General features: G+C 61.7%; 19 protein-coding genes. 13 read left to right on the top strand and 6 right to left on the bottom strand.

Features of this window, described 5'->3' with window-relative positions:
* The first annotated feature begins 54 nt into the window (after positions 1 to 54).
* The 4 genes from AMC88_RS07055 to iolB all read left to right on the top strand — a co-directional run bounded on the left by AMC88_RS07055 (position 55) and on the right by iolB (position 5,991).
* Positions 55 to 1,989: a bifunctional 5-dehydro-2-deoxygluconokinase/5-dehydro-2-deoxyphosphogluconate aldolase gene (locus AMC88_RS07055; protein ID WP_012483251.1), complete on the top strand. Its 1,935-nt coding sequence runs from the start codon at positions 55 to 57 to the stop codon at positions 1,987 to 1,989.
* 197 nt (positions 1,990 to 2,186) lie between these two features.
* On the top strand, positions 2,187 to 4,037 hold the full coding sequence (gene iolD / locus AMC88_RS07050) for a 3D-(3,5/4)-trihydroxycyclohexane-1,2-dione acylhydrolase (decyclizing) (RefSeq protein ID WP_012483250.1): 1,851 nt from the start codon (positions 2,187 to 2,189) through the stop codon (positions 4,035 to 4,037).
* Positions 4,038 to 4,101: 64 nt separating this feature from the next.
* Positions 4,102 to 5,019, top strand: coding sequence for a myo-inosose-2 dehydratase (iolE, locus tag AMC88_RS07045; RefSeq protein ID WP_004674158.1), 918 nt, complete (start codon positions 4,102 to 4,104; stop codon positions 5,017 to 5,019).
* Between the two features lie 174 nt (positions 5,020 to 5,193).
* Positions 5,194 to 5,991 carry a 5-deoxy-glucuronate isomerase gene (iolB, locus tag AMC88_RS07040; protein WP_012483249.1) on the top strand — a complete coding sequence of 266 codons (798 nt, stop codon included), beginning with the start codon at positions 5,194 to 5,196 and terminating at the stop codon, positions 5,989 to 5,991.
* 178 nt (positions 5,992 to 6,169) lie between these two features.
* On the opposite strand, the gene AMC88_RS07035 is transcribed toward iolB, so the two are convergent.
* Together AMC88_RS07035 and AMC88_RS07030 are read right to left on the bottom strand one after the other, a co-directional pair.
* Entirely contained in the window at positions 6,170 to 7,540 is a 1,371-nt protein-coding gene (locus tag AMC88_RS07035) for an MATE family efflux transporter (RefSeq protein ID WP_012483248.1), read from the bottom strand.
* 88 nt (positions 7,541 to 7,628) lie between these two features.
* A complete protein-coding gene (locus tag AMC88_RS07030) occupies positions 7,629 to 8,066 on the bottom strand; it encodes a glyoxalase superfamily protein (protein WP_041683582.1) in 438 nt (145 codons plus the stop codon).
* 352 nt (positions 8,067 to 8,418) lie between these two features.
* Here AMC88_RS07030 and AMC88_RS07025 point away from each other — a divergent pair, with 352 nt between their 5' ends.
* Positions 8,419 to 8,751 (top strand): hypothetical protein, encoded by a 333-nt coding sequence (locus tag AMC88_RS07025; RefSeq protein ID WP_012483245.1) that lies wholly within the window; start codon positions 8,419 to 8,421, stop codon positions 8,749 to 8,751.
* On the opposite strand, the gene AMC88_RS34005 is transcribed toward AMC88_RS07025, so the two are convergent.
* Complete coding sequence (locus AMC88_RS34005) at positions 8,702 to 8,947, bottom strand: hypothetical protein (protein WP_080515641.1); 246 nt, start codon at positions 8,945 to 8,947, stop codon at positions 8,702 to 8,704. The two genes, AMC88_RS07025 and AMC88_RS34005, sit on opposite strands and share 50 nt — an antisense overlap.
* A gap of 89 nt (positions 8,948 to 9,036) precedes the next feature.
* Here AMC88_RS34005 and AMC88_RS07020 point away from each other — a divergent pair, with 89 nt between their 5' ends.
* The gene (locus AMC88_RS07020) at positions 9,037 to 9,942 is read left to right on the top strand and encodes a LysR family transcriptional regulator (protein ID WP_012483244.1); all 906 of its coding nucleotides are present in this window, start codon (positions 9,037 to 9,039) and stop codon (positions 9,940 to 9,942) included.
* A gap of 10 nt (positions 9,943 to 9,952) precedes the next feature.
* Here AMC88_RS07020 and AMC88_RS07015 read toward each other — a convergent pair whose 3' ends face one another.
* Positions 9,953 to 10,399, bottom strand: coding sequence for a baeRF12 domain-containing protein (locus tag AMC88_RS07015; RefSeq protein ID WP_012483243.1), 447 nt, complete (start codon positions 10,397 to 10,399; stop codon positions 9,953 to 9,955).
* Positions 10,400 to 10,558: 159 nt separating this feature from the next.
* On the opposite strand from AMC88_RS07015, the gene AMC88_RS07010 reads away from it, so the two are divergent.
* From AMC88_RS07010 to AMC88_RS07000, 3 genes are all read left to right on the top strand, one after another.
* Positions 10,559 to 10,960: a DUF2177 family protein gene (locus tag AMC88_RS07010; RefSeq protein ID WP_012483242.1), complete on the top strand. Its 402-nt coding sequence runs from the start codon at positions 10,559 to 10,561 to the stop codon at positions 10,958 to 10,960.
* 198 nt (positions 10,961 to 11,158) lie between these two features.
* Positions 11,159 to 11,590, top strand: a complete 432-nt coding sequence (locus AMC88_RS07005; RefSeq protein ID WP_004672539.1) for a pilus protein PilZ — start codon at positions 11,159 to 11,161, stop codon at positions 11,588 to 11,590.
* A 71-nt stretch (positions 11,591 to 11,661) separates the two neighbouring features.
* The gene (locus tag AMC88_RS07000) at positions 11,662 to 12,774 is read left to right on the top strand and encodes a pyridoxal phosphate-dependent aminotransferase (protein WP_012483241.1); all 1,113 of its coding nucleotides are present in this window, start codon (positions 11,662 to 11,664) and stop codon (positions 12,772 to 12,774) included.
* Between the two features lie 189 nt (positions 12,775 to 12,963).
* Here the strand turns inward: AMC88_RS07000 and AMC88_RS06995 are convergent, their stop codons facing one another.
* A complete protein-coding gene (locus tag AMC88_RS06995) occupies positions 12,964 to 13,233 on the bottom strand; it encodes a sel1 repeat family protein (protein ID WP_004672535.1) in 270 nt (89 codons plus the stop codon).
* Between the two features lie 446 nt (positions 13,234 to 13,679).
* On the opposite strand from AMC88_RS06995, the gene AMC88_RS06990 reads away from it, so the two are divergent.
* The 3 genes from AMC88_RS06990 to amn all read left to right on the top strand — a co-directional run bounded on the left by AMC88_RS06990 (position 13,680) and on the right by amn (position 16,001).
* Positions 13,680 to 14,018, top strand: a complete 339-nt coding sequence (locus tag AMC88_RS06990) for a DUF2147 domain-containing protein (protein WP_010018948.1) — start codon at positions 13,680 to 13,682, stop codon at positions 14,016 to 14,018.
* 215 nt (positions 14,019 to 14,233) lie between these two features.
* Positions 14,234 to 14,413 (top strand): hypothetical protein, encoded by a 180-nt coding sequence (locus tag AMC88_RS06985; RefSeq protein WP_010009317.1) that lies wholly within the window; start codon positions 14,234 to 14,236, stop codon positions 14,411 to 14,413.
* Positions 14,414 to 14,498: 85 nt separating this feature from the next.
* A complete protein-coding gene (gene amn, locus AMC88_RS06980; RefSeq protein ID WP_012483239.1) occupies positions 14,499 to 16,001 on the top strand; it encodes an AMP nucleosidase in 1,503 nt (500 codons plus the stop codon).
* 9 nt (positions 16,002 to 16,010) lie between these two features.
* Here amn and AMC88_RS06975 read toward each other — a convergent pair whose 3' ends face one another.
* A complete protein-coding gene (locus tag AMC88_RS06975) occupies positions 16,011 to 16,226 on the bottom strand; it encodes a hypothetical protein (RefSeq protein WP_010022928.1) in 216 nt (71 codons plus the stop codon).
* 155 nt (positions 16,227 to 16,381) lie between these two features.
* Between AMC88_RS06975 and AMC88_RS06970 the strand changes: the two genes are divergently transcribed.
* Positions 16,382 to 16,732 carry a YciI family protein gene (locus tag AMC88_RS06970; RefSeq protein ID WP_010022927.1) on the top strand — a complete coding sequence of 117 codons (351 nt, stop codon included), beginning with the start codon at positions 16,382 to 16,384 and terminating at the stop codon, positions 16,730 to 16,732.
* Positions 16,733 to 16,734 lie beyond the last annotated feature (2 nt).

Genomic DNA, 16,734 nt, shown 5'->3' with positions numbered 1-16,734 from the left:
TTATTGAAAATTCGCAGGCACTGGAAGCCGCGCAAAATCTAGCGGGAGGACATCATGGTACAATCGAATCCGGGTTCACAGCCGGAGCCGGCGCTTGATGTAATCACGATCGGCCGTTCCTCGGTCGATCTTTACGGCCAGCAGATCGGGTCACGACTGGAGGATATCGGCTCCTTCGCCAAATCCGTCGGCGGCTGCCCATCCAACATCGCCATCGGCACGGCGCGGCTCGGCCTCAAATCCGGCCTCATCACCCGCGTCGGTGACGAGCAGATGGGACGCTTCATCCGCGAGCAGGCGGCGCGCGAAGGTGTGGCGACCGACGGCATCATCACCGACAAGGAGCGGCTGACGGCGCTGGTGCTGCTTGCGGTCGAGGCCGAGGGCGTGTCGCCGATGATCTTTTATCGCTCCGACTGCGCCGACATGGCGCTCGATGAAGGCGATATCGACGAGAATTTCATTAAGTCGTCGCGCGCTGTTCTCGTGTCCGGCACGCATTTCTCCCGGCCTAATACCGAGGCCGCGCAGCGCAAGGCGATCCGCATCGCCAAGGCGAACGGCCGCAAGGTGATCTTCGACATCGACTACCGGCCGAACCTCTGGGGCCTTGCCGGCCATGCCGAAGGCTTCGAGCGCTATGTGAAATCCGATCGTGTCTCTTCGAAGATGAAGGAGACGTTGCCCGATTGCGATCTCATCGTCGGCACTGAAGAGGAAATCCTGATCGCTTCCGGCGCCGACGACGTGCTCGGCGCACTGAAGGAGATTCGCCGCCTGACGCCGGCGACGATCGTGCTGAAGCGCGGCGCCATGGGCTGCATCGTCTATGACGGCCCGATTGCCGACGACCTCGAAGCCGGCATCGTCGGCCAGGGTTTCCCGATCGAGGTGTTCAACGTGCTCGGCGCCGGCGATGCCTTCATGTCCGGCTTCCTGCGCGGCTTCCTGCGCGACGAGCCGCTGAAGACCTGCGCCACCTGGGCCAATGCCTGCGGCGCCTTCGCCGTGTCCCGCCTGCTGTGTTCGCCGGAATATCCGACCTGGGCGGAACTCGACTACTTCCTGAAGACCGGCAGCAAACATCGGGCGCTGCGCAAGGATGAGGCAATCAACCATATCCACTGGGCATCGACCCGGCGCGGCGAAATTCCGCTGCTGATGGCGCTGGCGATCGACCATCGTTCGCAGCTCGTCAGCGTCGCCGACGAACTCGGCGTCGGCCATGAGAAGATCGTCGCCTTCAAGCGGCTGGCGGTCTCGGCGGCAGCGCGGGTTTCGGACGGGCGCGACGGCTACGGCATGCTGATCGACGAACGTTTCGGCCGCGACGCTTTCTTCGATGCGGCGACGAAGAATTTCTCCTGGATCGGCCGGCCGGTGGAGCTGCCGGGCTCGAAGCCGCTGCGCTTCGAATTCAGCCAGGATATCGGCTCCCAGCTTGTGGAATGGCCACTCGGCCATTGCATCAAGTGCCTGTGCTTCTATCATCCCGACGATCCGCCCGAATTGAAGAGCGAGCAGCAGGAGAAACTGCGCACGCTGTTCGAAGCCGCACGCAAGGTCGGCCGCGAGCTGCTGGTGGAGATCATCGCCGGCAAGAACGGACCGCTTACCGACGATACGATCGCGACCGCGCTCGAAGAGCTTTATGCGCTCGGCATCAAGCCGGACTGGTGGAAGCTGGAGCCGCAAGCTTCCGGCGAAGCCTGGAAGAAGATCGATGCCGTCATCGCCAAAAATGATCCATGGTGCCGCGGTATCGTGCTGCTCGGGCTCGAGGCGCCCGCCGAGGAGCTGATCTCCTGCTTCCAAGCGACGCTGGCCGCCCCTTCCGTGAAGGGCTTTGCCGTCGGCCGGACGATCTTTGCCGACGCGGCGCGCGCCTGGCTTTCGGGCGCCATGAACGACGAGGAGGCGATCGCCGACATGGCCGGCCGCTTCCGGCAGCTGACAGAGGCCTGGCTGAAGACCCGCGGGCTTCACTGAGAATTAAACCCCTCCCCAACCCCTCCCCACAAGGGGGAGGGACTTACTTGAGGCATCGCCTCACGCCAAAGTGGACGTTCTCTCAAACGAGACGTTGCGGCGAGAGCGAAAAGAGCCCGAAGGTTAGCCCCTCCCCCTTGTGGGAAAAGGTTGGGGAGGGGAAAACAGACAGAGAGTTTAAACTTCGGGAGGCCCCGATGGGCAAGACGATCCGGTTGACGATGGCGCAGGCCGTCGCGCATTTCCTCAAAAAGCAGATGACGATCGTTGACGGCAAGAAAGTGCCGATCTTCGGCGGCGTCTGGGCGATCTTCGGTCACGGCAACGTCGCCGGCATCGGCGAGGCGCTCTATCAGGTCCGTGGCGAACTGACGACCTATCGCGCCCATAACGAACAGGGCATGGCGCATGCCGCGATCGCCTATGCCAAGGCGAATTTCCGCACGCGCTTCATGGCCTGCACCACCTCGATCGGGCCCGGCGCGCTGAACATGGTGACGGCCGCCGGTGTGGCGCATGTCAACCGCATTCCCGTTCTCTTCCTGCCGGGCGACGTCTTCGCCAACCGCTCGCCCGATCCGGTGCTGCAGCAGATCGAGGACTTCGGCGACGGCACGGTATCGGCCAATGACGCCTTCCGTCCGGTTTCGCGCTATTTCGACCGGATCACCCGGCCGGAGCAGATCATTTCGGCGCTGAAACGCGCCATGCAGGTCCTGACCGACCCCTTGGATTGCGGTCCGGTGACCTTGTCGCTCTGCCAGGATGTTCAGGCGGAGGCCTTCGATTATCCGCAGAGCCTGTTTGAGGAAAAGGTCTGGACGACCCGCCGGCCGCAACCGGATGCGGATGAGCTCGCCAATGCCATCGCGCTGATCAAAGCCTCGCAGAAGCCGGTGATCGTTGCCGGCGGCGGCGTGCTTTATTCGCAGGCGACGAAGGAGCTTGCCGCCTTTGCCGAGGCCCACGCCATTCCCGTCGTCGTCACCCAGGCCGGCAAGTCGTCGATCGACGAGACCCTGCCGCTGGCCCTCGGCTCGGTCGGCGTCACCGGCACGTCGGCAGCTAATGCGATCGCCGAAGAGACGGACCTCGTCATCGCCGTCGGCACACGCTGCCAGGATTTCACCACCGGCTCTTGGGCGCTGTTCAAGAACGACAGCCTCAAGATGATCGGCCTCAATATCGCTGCCTATGACGCGGTGAAGCATGACAGCCAGCCTCTTGTCGCCGATGCCCGCGAAGGGCTGAAGGCGCTGTCGGCTGGCCTTTCCGGTTGGAAGGCGCCGGCGACGCTGGCCGAAAAGGCCGCGGCTGAGAAGAAGGTGTGGATGGACGCTGCGGAAAAGGCGATGGCGACGACCAATGCCGCCCTACCCTCCGACGCCCAGGTGATCGGCGCGGTGGTGCGCACGATCGGCGGCGAGAACACGACGCTGCTTTGCGCCGCCGGCGGCCTGCCCGGCGAATTGCACAAGCTGTGGCCAGCGACGGCGCCGGGCAGCTATCACATGGAATACGGCTTTTCCTGCATGGGTTACGAGATCGCCGGCGGCCTCGGCGCCAAGATGGCGCGTCCCGAACGGGATGTCGTCGTCATGGTCGGTGACGGCTCCTACATGATGATGAATTCGGAGATTGCGACCTCGGTGATGCTCGGCCTCAAGCTCAACATCGTCGTGCTCGACAATCGCGGCTATGGCTGCATCAACCGGCTGCAGATGGGAACAGGCGGCGCCAACTTCAACAATCTGCTGAAGGACTCCTATCATGAGGTGATGCCGGAGATCGATTTCCGCGCGCATGCCGAAAGCATGGGAGCCATCGCCGTCAAGGTCGGCTCGATCGCGGAGCTGGAGCAGGCGATCGCCAGCTCGAAGAAGAACGACCGCACCTCGGTCTTCGTTATCGATACCGACCCGCTGGTCACGACGGAGGCCGGCGGCCACTGGTGGGATGTCGCGGTGCCCGAGGTCAGCCCGCGCGAAGAGGTCAATAAAGCGCGCAAGGGCTATATCGAAGCGCGCGCCGCCCAGCGCATCGGCTAAATCACTGCTGTCATTTTCCGGAGGAGCGAGGCCGCTCCTCCGCACTATTTTCAAGGAGAATATGATGAAGGCCAAACTCGGCATGTCGCCCATCGCCTGGTGGAACGACGACCTTCCTGAGCTCAGCGACGATGTGTCCCTGGAGGAATGCCTGCGGCAGTCGCGCAGCGCCGGCTTTACTGGCATGGAGCAAGGCCGCCGTTTCCCGAGCAACCCGGAAGAGATGCTGCCCATTCTGCGCGCCGCCGACGTGACGCTGTGCGGCGGCTGGTTCTCCGGCACGCTTGTCAATGAGGAGCTTGCGGCCAACAAGGACCGCATCGCGCCGATGATCGAACTGTTCAAGGCCGTCAATGCACCCTGCATCGTCTATGGCGAAGTCGGCCGTTCCATCCAGGGCGACCGCTCCAAGCCGCTGGCGACCAAGCCGCGCCTTGCCGATGACGAAATGAAGGCCTATGCGCGTCGTGTCACCGAGTTCGGCGAATGGTGCGCCGAACAGGGCATGCCGCTCTCCTACCACCACCACATGGCTGCCGTGGTCGAGACCGAACCGGAACTCGACGCCTTCATGCGTAATTCGGGCGAAGGCATTCCGCTGCTGCTCGATGCCGGGCATTTGGCCTTTGCCGGCGGCGACGTGCTACGCGCCATCGACAACCACCACGCCCGCATCAACCATGTCCATGTCAAGGACATCCGCAAAGCTGTGGTCGACGGGCTCGACCGCAGCCGGCAGTCCTTCCTCGATGCGGTGGCGCTCGGCGCCTTCACGGTGCCGGGCGACGGTTCGCTCGATTTCGGCGCCATCGTCCAGCGTTTTGCCGACCACGGCTATGAGGGCTGGTTCGTCGTCGAGGCCGAGCAGGATCCGCGCAAGGCGCCGCCGCAGAAGATGGCCGAGATCGGCCATGCCGAACTGATGCGCGTGATGACGGCGGCGGGTTATACCGTGGAAACCGAAGGTTTCCCTAAGGGATAATGAAGCAGAACTGCTGGAGCAAGGCGCCCCCTCATCCGCCCTTCGGGCACCTTCTCCCCGATGGGGCGAAGGGGGAATAGAGACGGCACGGCACATCCCTTCTCCCCTCGGGGAGAAGGTGGCGGCAGCCGGATGAGGGGGCCGCGCCCGCTAACGTTACGAGGAGAAACACCAATGCCAAACCTCAAGGTGAAACCATCCGGCACGCATGGCCGCGTCACGCATGTCACGCCTGATAGCGCCGGCTGGACCTATGTCGGCTTCGATCTGCACAGGCTGAAGCCGGGCGAGACCGCGTCGGGGGAAACCGGCAATCGCGAAGTCTGCCTCGTCTGGGTCACCGGCAAGGGCAAGGCCTCGGCCGGGACGAAGGATTTCGGCATGCTCGGCGGCCGCATGAGCCCCTTCGAAGGCGCGCCGCACGCGCTTTACATCCCGATGGAATCGACGTGGTCGGTGACGGCGGAGACCGATCTCGAGCTCGCCGTCTGCTCGGCGCCAGGCGGCGGCACCTATGAAGCGAAAGCAATTCCGCCCGGCACGCATCCGCAGGTCACGCGCGGCAAGGGTACGAATGTCCGCTACGTCAACAATATCATGCCTGAGGACGACAACTCGGCGCATTCGCTGCTCGTCGTCGAAGTGATCACGCCCGGCGGCCATACCTCCTCCTATCCGCCGCACAAGCACGACCAAGACGACCTGCCGAACGAGAGCTTCCTGGAAGAGACCTATTACCATCGTCTCAACCCGCCGCAGGGTTTCGGTTTCCAGCGCGTCTATACCGACGATCGCTCGCTTGACGAAGCGATGGCGATCGAGGACGGCGACGTGACGCTGGTGCCGAAGGGCTACCACCCTTGCGCGGCAACGCACGGCTACGATCTCTACTACCTCAACGTCATGGCAGGGCCGAAGCGGATCTGGAAATTCCACAATGCCGCCGAGCACGAATGGCTGCTGAAAGCATAAGCGCGCCTGCGAATCGCTAAAATATTCTGACAGCGCCAAGCCGCCGCTGATGGTTCACTGCCTCCATCCAACAAGGATGGAGGATCACCATGCATAGCTCGAATATCACAATAACAAGCCGGCAGGCACGGAATAGAATGTCGGACAAAGCCGCGCTCACCGGCGCGGCTTTGTCGTCTCAGGCAGGCAGAAGCCCATAGCGCCAGCCGCGACGATTTGCGTTTTGGGACAGCACCAGCACGGCCAGAACGACCATGCCGGCTTCGGCGAAGACCGGCACCATCCAGATCCCCTGTTCGCCGAAGACGAAGGGCAGCAGGAAGGTGAGCGGCAGGGTGAAGACATAAGGCCGCGACAGGCCGAAGATCGCCGCGCGCGGCGCGTCGCCGATCGACTGGAAATAGGACGACAGGATCAGCATCTGCCCGAAGAGAAAATAGGCGCCGATCGTCCAGGGCAGAATTCGCCTGACCTCGGCGACAATGGTGGGATCGGCGACGAAGACGGCGCCGAGGCGGCCAGCCAAAACTTCGACCGCGATTTCCACCAGGCTGCAATAGACGAACGCCGTGCCCATGGCGATCTGTAGACTGCGGCCGACGCGGAGCCCGAGGCCGGCGCCGTGATTGTTGCCGGCAATCGTCTGCAACGCGATGCTGAGGCCAAGCAGCGGCAGATAGGTGAAGGTCATGATCCGGGTGATGATGCCATAGGCGGCGACCGTCGCTACGTGATCATCCGTGCCCCAGAGCGAGATGTTGACGAGAATGGCAGCGGATGCCAGCGATATGCCGATGAAGCCGAGGCTCATTGGTGCGCCGAAGACGACGATGCCGGGCCATTCGCCAAGCGCCAATTCCCGATAGGGCCTGAGTGCCGCCGGCCGGCGCCAGCGATAAGCCAATACGGCGGCGAGACAGGCGAATTGCGAGGCGATGGAGCCCGCCGCCGAACCGAACACGCCCCAATGCATCACCGCCATGAACAGCCAGTTGGCGAAGATGTTGAGCAGCGAGGCCGACAGCGTGGCCAGCGTCATGAACCCGATTTTGCCTTCGCAGCGCAGCCCATCAAGATGCAACGACAGGAAGAAGCTCACCGGCGCGCAGGCGATCATCGTGCCCATGAACAGTAGGGCGCCGTCGGCCACGGCGGCGGCGCCGGCACCGGCACCGGCGGCGATGATCTGCCGGCCGAGACTCCAATAGATGATGTTGAGAACCAGAGTGACCGCCAGCGCCAGCGTGTGGGCGCCGGCAAATACCCTGCCCGCGCCTTGGCGATCGCCGGCGCCGAGCCGGCGGGCGAGGATGCTCGCCATGCCGTTCGACACGAGCGATTGCAGAGCGATCAGCAGCATCAGCCCTGGGAAGATGAGACTGACTGCGGAGAGCGCCTCGGGCCCGACATAGGCGCCGAGGAAATAAGCGTCGACGACGGTGAAGAGGCCGTTGAGCGTGGTGATCGCGACGATCGGCGCCGCCGTTCTGACAAAGACGCCCGGCAACCAGCCGGTGAGAAAGGCATTGCCTTGGGAAAGATCGGTCATGGGACAATCCGTGTAATATCGGCGAGGAGGTCCGATCCGGGCTGAAATCATCCGGATTCAGAACGCCTCAAAGGGAATTGGAGGCAATTTAGAGATCGAGCATCAGATGCGGCACGCCGTTCGAGGTCTTCCTCGGAGACACGCCGTCGGCATCGATCTGCGCGCTCACACGCCGGCGAAAGGCTGAAAAGCTCTCGAAGGTGACGACATCCACCGCTTCGTCGAAATGGATGGTGATCCTGTGGAGCTCGCCTCCCGGCAGGGCCGAGAGTGAGAGGATTTCGCCGGTGAACGGCTGGTTAAGATAACGCCCGCGAACATGCGCGCCGACGAAAAGCGGTGTTTTCGCAGCCGCATTGGGTTTCGCGGCCAGCGCCGCCAGCGTATTCCAGTCGCGCGCGCCGTGCTGGCGGGCGATCATCTCAAGCGCCGCACTGTGGGTCAGCGCAGCGCCGCGATCGTTCATCGCCTGGCGCAGGCGTTTGGCCTGGGCCTTCAATTCGTCAATGCTGGGATAGGTCGTCATGGAGTGAGCCTTCGCAAGGCATGCTCTTCGACTGCAAATGGGAGCTCGCATTGCCGTCAGTCAGCATGCACAAGGGGCCGTGACCATGATCACGAGGGCTTCACCATGGATTTTCATCCGCGAGCGGCCGGTGCCTCGAACCGGGGCTTGTATGCGCGAAGGCCGCCGACATGTCAAGAATGGCCAATGTGCAGCGGGAATGAACAAATTTGGGGCAAAACTGCCCGAAATCGATGCGATTTTCCGGCACTCTCCCGAGAAGACTTCAATCTTAGCGATGTTCTTCAGCAGCTATCAGTAATCTCGTGCTAATTTTCTCACATGACAAGCGGAGGCTAAAAGGGCCTTTCAGATGCACCTCGACACAGAACACCCCAAGCCGGAACGTGCTTACAGGGAATTCAACCTCGACAGGCCTGGCAACATCATCTTCGTCGGCCATCATCTCAGCACCGGAACACAGGTGCGCTGCCTGATCCGCACGATCACGCTGGCCGGCGCGGTGCTTGAAGTCAGCCCAAGCCTGCAGATGCCGAGCCATTTCTTTCTCGAAATCTTCGGCATCCACGACGAGATCGGCGCCACCATGGTCAAGCGCGAAGATGAGTTGGTGACGATCAGCTTTAACATGCTGCTCAATCCTGAATTCCTGCACCACGTGCTGCGATTGAGCTTCGAACCCTGAGGCTTCTGTCACTCCGCGTCCTCTCGCGACGCGGCCGCGTCCCGCCTCTTCTTGCGGAGAGATACGCGATGATCGGAATGATCCAGAGAAGTCCGCGCCATTCCGGGCCATCGAGCGGATCGGCCATGGGATCGCGCCGCATGCGGCGATTGCGGGTTTCGACTTCCTCGAAGAGAACGAGCCAGTTGAGAAGCATTGCCTATCCTCCATCTATTGCTGGAGCACCTGAGCTAGGCCTTCACGCGCTCGCTATGTAGAGGCGCTGGAGAAAGGGGGTTTTCATCGATGAAAGATGCGAGCTGGGACGATCTGCAACTTTTCTTCCACGTCGCGACCGGAGGCGGGCTTTCGGCGGCGGCAGCGCGTACCGGCCTCAGCGCGCCGACGATCGGCCGGCGCATGCTGGCGCTGGAACGGGTGACCGGCCGTTCACTGTTCAGCCGCGGCCCCACCGGTTATCTGCTTGCCAGGGATGGTCAGGAGCTGCTCGATCGCGTCCGGCTGATGCAGGATGCGGCGCAGGCGATCTCCGACTGGCGCGGCGAGGTGCTGATGCTTCCGATCGTCTCGACGGCCGCTGACAGCTGGACCCTGCGCTTCATCGCCGACCATCTGGCCGGCGTCTGGACGCCGAGCGACAGTTTCCGCATGTGCTACAAGAGCTGTGATGCGAGCGTCGACTTCACCTATCGCGAGGCGCATATCGCCATTCGCCACAGCCGCCCGGACAGCGGCAACGTCGCGATTCGCCGTTCGGTCAAAGTGGCTCACGCCGCTTACCAGGCGGCCGATTTTGCACAGAGCAATTGCAACTGGATTTCGCTTGGCACCGACATTGCCACCACCCCGGCGGACAAATGGACGTTCGAACAGCCGGATTATTGGATCACCGGCTGGACGAACACACCGCATATGCTGTTTTACCTGATCCGTGGCGGGGCCGGCCGCGGCGTGCTGCCCTGCTTCATCGGCGACCAAGAGCGCAGGCTCGTGCGCGCCGGGCCTGTGATCGACGATCTGACCTACGAGATGTGGATCGTCGCGCATGACGACGAGCGGCAACGGCCGGAAGTGAGGACCGTCATCAACCGACTGGCGGCGCTGTTTGCCGATCATGAAGATCTGTTGGCCGGGCAGGGGCCGCCGGGTGAGGTAAGCAGGAAACACAGGCCAGCCAGCCCACGCTCTTGATGCCTTTCGATCACGCGGCGAGATGTCGCTCGATCTCGTCAATCGGCAGATTGGTATAGTCTTTCGCCAATTCCGCCGAAATCGCTGCCTGCGTCTCGACACTGAGAGCCGGCCGCAACGTGCCGAGCGCCTTCGGCGGCGCGATGAGGACGATCCGGTGCGCATCCTTTGCCTGGGTCAGCTCGTCCATTCGTTCCGCCACATGTTTCAAAAATTGAGCTTCGGCCTGTTCCTGCCAGCTCGTCTCTTCGACAGCGCTGCGGCTGAACCCATCGGCGGCATGGCTGCGGCCAGGCTTGTCGGCGCCGACTTCGCGATCGGGCGCGTTCGGCTGCGTCAGGGTTTCCAGCACCTTGAGGTTCATCAGTTGGGCATCGCCGGCATTCTGCATGATCAGAGCCTTGGCTCCATTGCAGACTACGACCCATGATTTCCCGGGAATTTTGACGTCGGTCATCTTCAACTCCTCGCTGTCGTCATCGAAGCGCACCATGCTTCATCGATCAAGACAGAACGTCCAGCCATTGAAAGAGTTCGAGAAATTGTGCCGCAATCGATGAAGCGGCAATCCGCTCCGGGCTCGCTCTCGTAAAAGGTCAGGCTCAGGAGATCGACAATGAAGACAGCTCTGTTCGCTTATGCCGGCAGCCTCCTTTCCCTCCTCGTCTGCGATGGCATATGGCTTGGTCTTGTCGCCCGCAGCTTCTATCGCGACCAGCTCGGAGCGCTGATGCTGCCCTCGCCAAACCTTGCGGTAGCCGCACTGTTCTACCTTTTCTTCGCTGCTGCGGTGGTCGTGCTGGCGGTGCAGCCGGCATTGTCGGCAGGTTCGATCGCAACCGCTCTTGTTCACGGTGCCATTCTGGGACTGACGGCTTATGGCACCTACGACATTACGAGCCTTGCGACGCTTCGGAACTGGCCACTCGCCATGAGCCTGGTCGACATGGCTTGGGGCACGCTTCTGACGGCGCTGACCGCCGCCGGTGGATATATCGCCGCAAGGATTTTCGGCTGAACCGAACAGTCGGATATCAGCCGAGCGTCCCGATCGGAAACATCGACCGTCCCGCTTGGGCACAAATTTTAGAGTCGTTAAAATTGTCATTTGATATTTGACGAATGTGCAAAACATTCATGTGAGCTTGGCTGGAGCAAGATCAGCTTGCACCAGGCCAAGAACCCCAACTGTGCCCTGCCTGACGGAGAATGTAAGATGACTATGCTCCGCGCTACACACCTTGCCACGGTCAAATCCGCCATTTACGACCTGCGCTGGGAAGAGTTCCACGTCAAGCGCCCCGCCCGTATTGTCGCCGTCCGGCCGTGCCTCACCGGCGTTTCGATGCGGAGCGCCGAGATCATCGATATCTCGCAGGGCGGCGCGACCTTCATTGTGTCGACCACCGCCGGTCTGCCGAAACATTATTATCTCAACATCCTCGGCCTCGCCTATCGAATCGGATGTGCAGAGGTCTATCGCCACAAGGAACGCATCGGCGTGCGGTTCATCAACCTGATGGATCCCGACGTCCTGCGCCGCGTGGTGCGCACCGATTTCCTTGTCGGGAACATGGAAGCGATCGACGCACGGCGGGCGCCGATGTTCCGCCCGCAAGCCTCGCCCATCGGTCAGCTGTCGAAATAATCTTGCTTGCCTTGGTCGTGCCCCGGCCTATTGTTGCGCCACCGTCAACATGTCCGGGAAACTGCCTTCGCATGTCCGCCTTTTCGCGCTTCACACCCCTTGTCAGCGCCCTGCCCTCTACAGTTCCTTTCGTCGGCCCCGAGGCCATCGAGCGCCAACGCGGACGTGCCGTTCTCGCGCGCATCGGCGCCAACGAGAACGGCTTCGGCCCGGCTCCTTCCGTGCTTGCGGCGATAAGCGAGGAAGCCGGCAATATCTGGAAATACAACGACCCGGAAAATTTCGCGCTGAGGGAAGCGCTCGGCGCCCATCTCGGCACCTCCCCCGCCAATATCGCCATCGGCGGCGGCATCGACGAATTGCTCGGCCAGATCGTCCGGCTGGTGATCGAAGCCGGCGCGCCGGTGGTCACCTCGCTCGGCGCCTATCCGACTTTCAATTTCCATGTCGCCGGATTCGGTGGCCAGCTGGTGACGGTGCCCTATGTGAACGACCGCGAGGATCTCGACGGACTGCTCGATGCCGTCCGCCGCGAGAATGCGCCGCTCGTCTATTTCGCCAATCCCGACAATCCGATGGGAAGCTGGTGGGACGCCGACAGCATCGTCGCTTTCGCCCGGGCACTGCCCGAGACGACGCTGATGGTGCTCGACGAAGCCTATAGCGAAACGGGACCGGCAAATTCGCTGCCGTCGATCGCCGCGCTAATCGACCTGCCGAACATCGTGCGCACCCGCACCTTTTCCAAGGCCTACGGACTTGCCGGCTCACGCACCGGCTACGTGATCTCGACGCCGGGCACGGCGCAGGCCTTCGACAAGATCCGCAATCATTTCGGCATGAACCGGCTGGCGACGGCCGCCGCGCTTGCCGCCCTCAAGGACCAAGCCTATCTCAGCGAGGTGATCGGCAAGATCCATGCGGCGCGGGAGCGGATCGGCCGCATCGCCCGGGCCAATGGCCTCGAGCCGCTGCCCTCGGCGACGAATTTCGTGGCGATCGACACCGGCCGCCACGGCGCTTATGCGCGGGCGATCGTCGACGGGCTAATGGAGCACGGCGTCTTCATCCGCATGCCTGGTGTGGCGCCGCTCAATCGCTGCATCCGCGTCAGCGTCGGACCCGAGGCCGACATGGCGCTGTTCCAGAACGCGCTGCCGCAGGTGCTGAAGGCGATCGGCTGATCAAGCATGATGCGAAACGTGTGTGAGTGGTTTTCGGAGGACGTCATCCGCTGGTATTTAACGAAGAACCGCGGCCGGTGCAGGATATCCGGCCGCGGTTCTCTTCTCCCGGCATCGGCGTTTCAAATCGCCCCGCCAGCCCCTCTTTCGAGGTTGTTACTTCTGTCGAACCGCCCGCACGAGACGGTTTCAGTGAACCGTCATCCATTCGCGGGCAGCGCGCAACGCTTCCACGAGCTGCATCTTGTTCATGGTGGCGGCCACGTCGGCGCGAAGCTCGGCGGCGCGGTCGTTGCCCTTGATTGCGGCAATGTTCAGCCACTTGTGGGCAGCGACGAGATCGATGGCGCAGCCGCGGCCGGTCGCATACATCAGACCCATTTCGCAGAAGACATCGGCGCTGTTGTTGTCGCCACCCATGGTGGCCGTTTCAGCATTGTGCATTTCAAAGCGTGCCATCGGTTTTATCCCTGTTAGCCTGTTTATGACTTACCCTGTTTTACCTCTGGGCCTTGCCGTCTATCGCAGCTTGCGGCCCTTGCGGTCCGGCGGGTTTGCCCCGCTCGTTTGATGGCTTCACTATGCCAAACGGCCTTCAAAAAACGCCTAAAATGCATGATTAATTTGAGACAAACAAAGTGCAAACGCTTGGTAAAATTGGATTTTTGTTAAACATCGGATTCGTTGGGACTGAAGGGTTTTCGTTCAAATTTTACGAAAGATTCAGATTCGAAAATAAACGGATCGTTCATCATGAAATCAGCAGACGACAGGTGTAAAAGTCTCGACCTCTGGCTTTTCACCTGCTTTCGGCAGTCTCGGGTCGATAGCCATCGCCCATATTTACCTTTACGTTCGCGTTAGTTATTTTCGCGCCCGGTCAAAAGGACATCAGGGAGGAAAAGATGATCCGCAGCTTGATTCTCGCCGGCGCCCTCGCAGTGATCGCGGGCACGGCGCATGCCGAAGAGCCGATCGTCGGCAATTGGAAAACCGCGTCGGGCGAAACGGCGGTGATCGCGGCCTGCGGCGGCAGCTTCTGCGTGACGCTGAAAACCGGCAAATACACCGGCCGGAAGATCGGTACGCTTGCCGGCACCGGCGGCAGTTACGCTGGCGAAATCACCGATCCGGCGGCCGACAAGACCTATAGCGGCTCGGGCAAGGTTTCCGGCAATTCGCTGCGGATGCAAGGCTGCGTCCTGAAAGTTCTCTGCAAGTCGCAAACCTGGACGCGGCTCTGATGCGATAAGGCCGACGCGGCGAGCGTCGCAAAATGGCCAGGTATGCCGGCTGGAATGTCGGCATACCTCGAAGCTTTCTCGGCTCGCCGATCTTCACGACAATCGCCCGACCCTGCCCCGCAAGCTGAACGCTGGATGAACCGGCATCTCAGCACTCGTTCAGCCGTCGCATGGCAAAACTCACGTCATGGTTAGGTTGCGTATCGGGGCATGAGATGAACCTCTACATTCTGGCAAGACGTTTCAGCATCATCACGCTCTTCGCAGCGATCTTCGCGATCACATTTTCGGCGGTTGTCGTGCATGAAGGCGGCGGCGGTACGCAGTCGCATTTCGGTGCGAACTATACCTGCCTGGAGAGAAACGGGACCTTCTGCGCGCCGACGGTGCGGTGAACGGTACAGACACGGAAGAAGATAAAAATCGATTTCCGCCGGCGCACGTCGTTTGCTTGTCAAAAACAACTCTCTATAATGCGTCATGAACAAACGAATCTCCCCTTTGTCGCCCCTCGACATTTCCTCTCCATCCCCTTTCCAGCCTGAGAGTTTCGATGATCCGGCCAAGGCCGTCGAGACGCTGACCGCGCTTTACGAACGGAATACGGCGTTCCTGATCGAGAGCTTTACCGAGCTTGCCCAAGGCGCTCCGATCGCCTCGCGCTACCGCGCCTTCTATCCGCAGGTGAGCATTGAGACGACCAGCTTTGGCCATGTCGATTCGCGCCTCTCCTACGGCCACGTCACAGCGCCCGGCATCTACACGACGACGGTCACCCGACCGAAGCTCTTCAAGCATTACCTGAAGGAGCAGTTGTCGCTGCTGATGAAGAGCCACAATGTTCCGGTGATCGTCTCGGAATCGACGACGCCGATTCCGCTGCACTTCGCCTTTGGCGAAGGCGCGCATGTGGAAGCTTCAGCCTCCGCCTTCGTCGACGTCCCGATGCGCGATATCTTCGACACGCCGGACCTCAACACCACCGATGACGAGATTGCCAACGGCGAATATATCCCGCCGCCGGGCGAGCCCTCGCCGCTTGCGCCGTTCACCGCCCAGCGTATCGATTATTCGCTGGCCCGGCTGTCGCATTATACGGCGACGCATGCGGAGCATTTCCAGAATTTCGTGCTCTTCACGAACTACCAGTTCTACATCGACGAATTCTGCAACTGGGCGCGCAAGCTGATGGCGGAGGGCGGCGACGGTTATACGGCCTTCGTCGAGCCCGGCAATGTCGTCACCCTGCCCGGCTCGAACGTGCCGGAAACGGATGCGACGCTTGCCCGCCTGCCGCAGATGCCGGCCTACCATCTGAAGAAGAAGGGCCATGCCGGGATCACCATGATCAATATCGGCGTCGGTCCCTCCAACGCGAAGACGATCACCGACCATGTCGCCGTGTTGCGCCCGCATGCCTGGCTGATGCTCGGCCACTGCGCCGGCCTGCGCAACAGCCAGCGGCTCGGCGATTATGTTCTTGCCCATGCCTATATGCGCGAGGACCATGTGCTCGACGACGACCTGCCGGTCTGGGTGCCGATCCCGGCGCTCGCCGAAGTGCAAGTGGCGCTGGAGGCCGCCGTCGCCGAAATTACCGGCTACGAGGGCTTCGAGCTGAAGCGCATCATGCGCACCGGCACCGTCGGCACCATCGACAACCGCAACTGGGAACTGCGTGACCAACGCGGGCCGGTGAAGCGGCTGTCGCAAGCGCGCGCCATCGCACTCGACATGGAATCGGCAACGATCGCCGCCAACGGCTTCCGCTTCCGCGTGCCTTACGGCACGCTGCTCTGCGTCTCCGACAAGCCGCTGCACGGGGAATTGAAGCTGCCGGGCATGGCGACGGCCTTCTATCGCACGCAGGTCAACCAGCATCTGCAGATCGGCATCCGCGCCGTGCAGAAGCTCGCCGCCATGCCGAAGGAAGCCCTGCATTCGCGCAAGCTGCGCAGCTTCTTCGAAACAGCCTTCCAATAGGCCGTTTCCTCATCTGCCTGCGACGACGGGTGCCGCGTGCTGGTCAACCACCTGAGGCCTGCCGGCAGCAGCGTTCAGCCCTGCTATCAACAGGGTGAAGCCGACGATGGCGAAAGCGGTGCGTGAGAGAATCTTCAGCCCATCGCTTTCGTCGAACGCCGGACGGCGCTTCTCATGGCGGCGAGCCCAGATCTGGCTTGCGAGCGCGATTTCAAGAATACTCATTGCCGTTCTCCTCGACAGGTTTCGATGAAGCCTTGTCGAGTGCTGCCTTGCGATTTCGACACCGGACCGGCACAAATTATTTTTCCCGCCGCTGTCGAAATGCGCGGCGATCGTTCGTCCAGGCATATGGAACACGGCAAAGGAGGCTGCCTGCGATGAAATATCTCTGCCAGGTCTGGTTCGATGGCGCGATACTCGACGCCATGACCAAAGAGGAGAAGGCCGAACTCGACGCGAATTCCTTGAACTACGACAGAGATCTCGTCGAAAGCGGACATATGATCGTCGCCCAGGCGCTGCAGTCGCCGAAGTCAGCGGTAACCGTCAGGGTGCGCCATGGCGAGATGTCGGTGACGGACGGCCCCTTCGCCGAGACCAAGGAAGCGCTTGGCGGCTTCATCCTGATCGAGACCAAGGATCTCAATGACGCGATCCGGGTTGCGGCTGGCATCCCGCTAGCGAAACTCGGCGCGATCGAAGTTCGCCCCATCCATGAATTCGGCTGAGG

The sequence above is a fragment of the Rhizobium phaseoli genome, from assembly GCF_001664385.1.
In the GTDB taxonomy this organism is placed as follows: domain Bacteria; phylum Pseudomonadota; class Alphaproteobacteria; order Rhizobiales; family Rhizobiaceae; genus Rhizobium; species Rhizobium phaseoli.
This window is presented reverse-complemented; position numbering and strand designations above follow the sequence as displayed.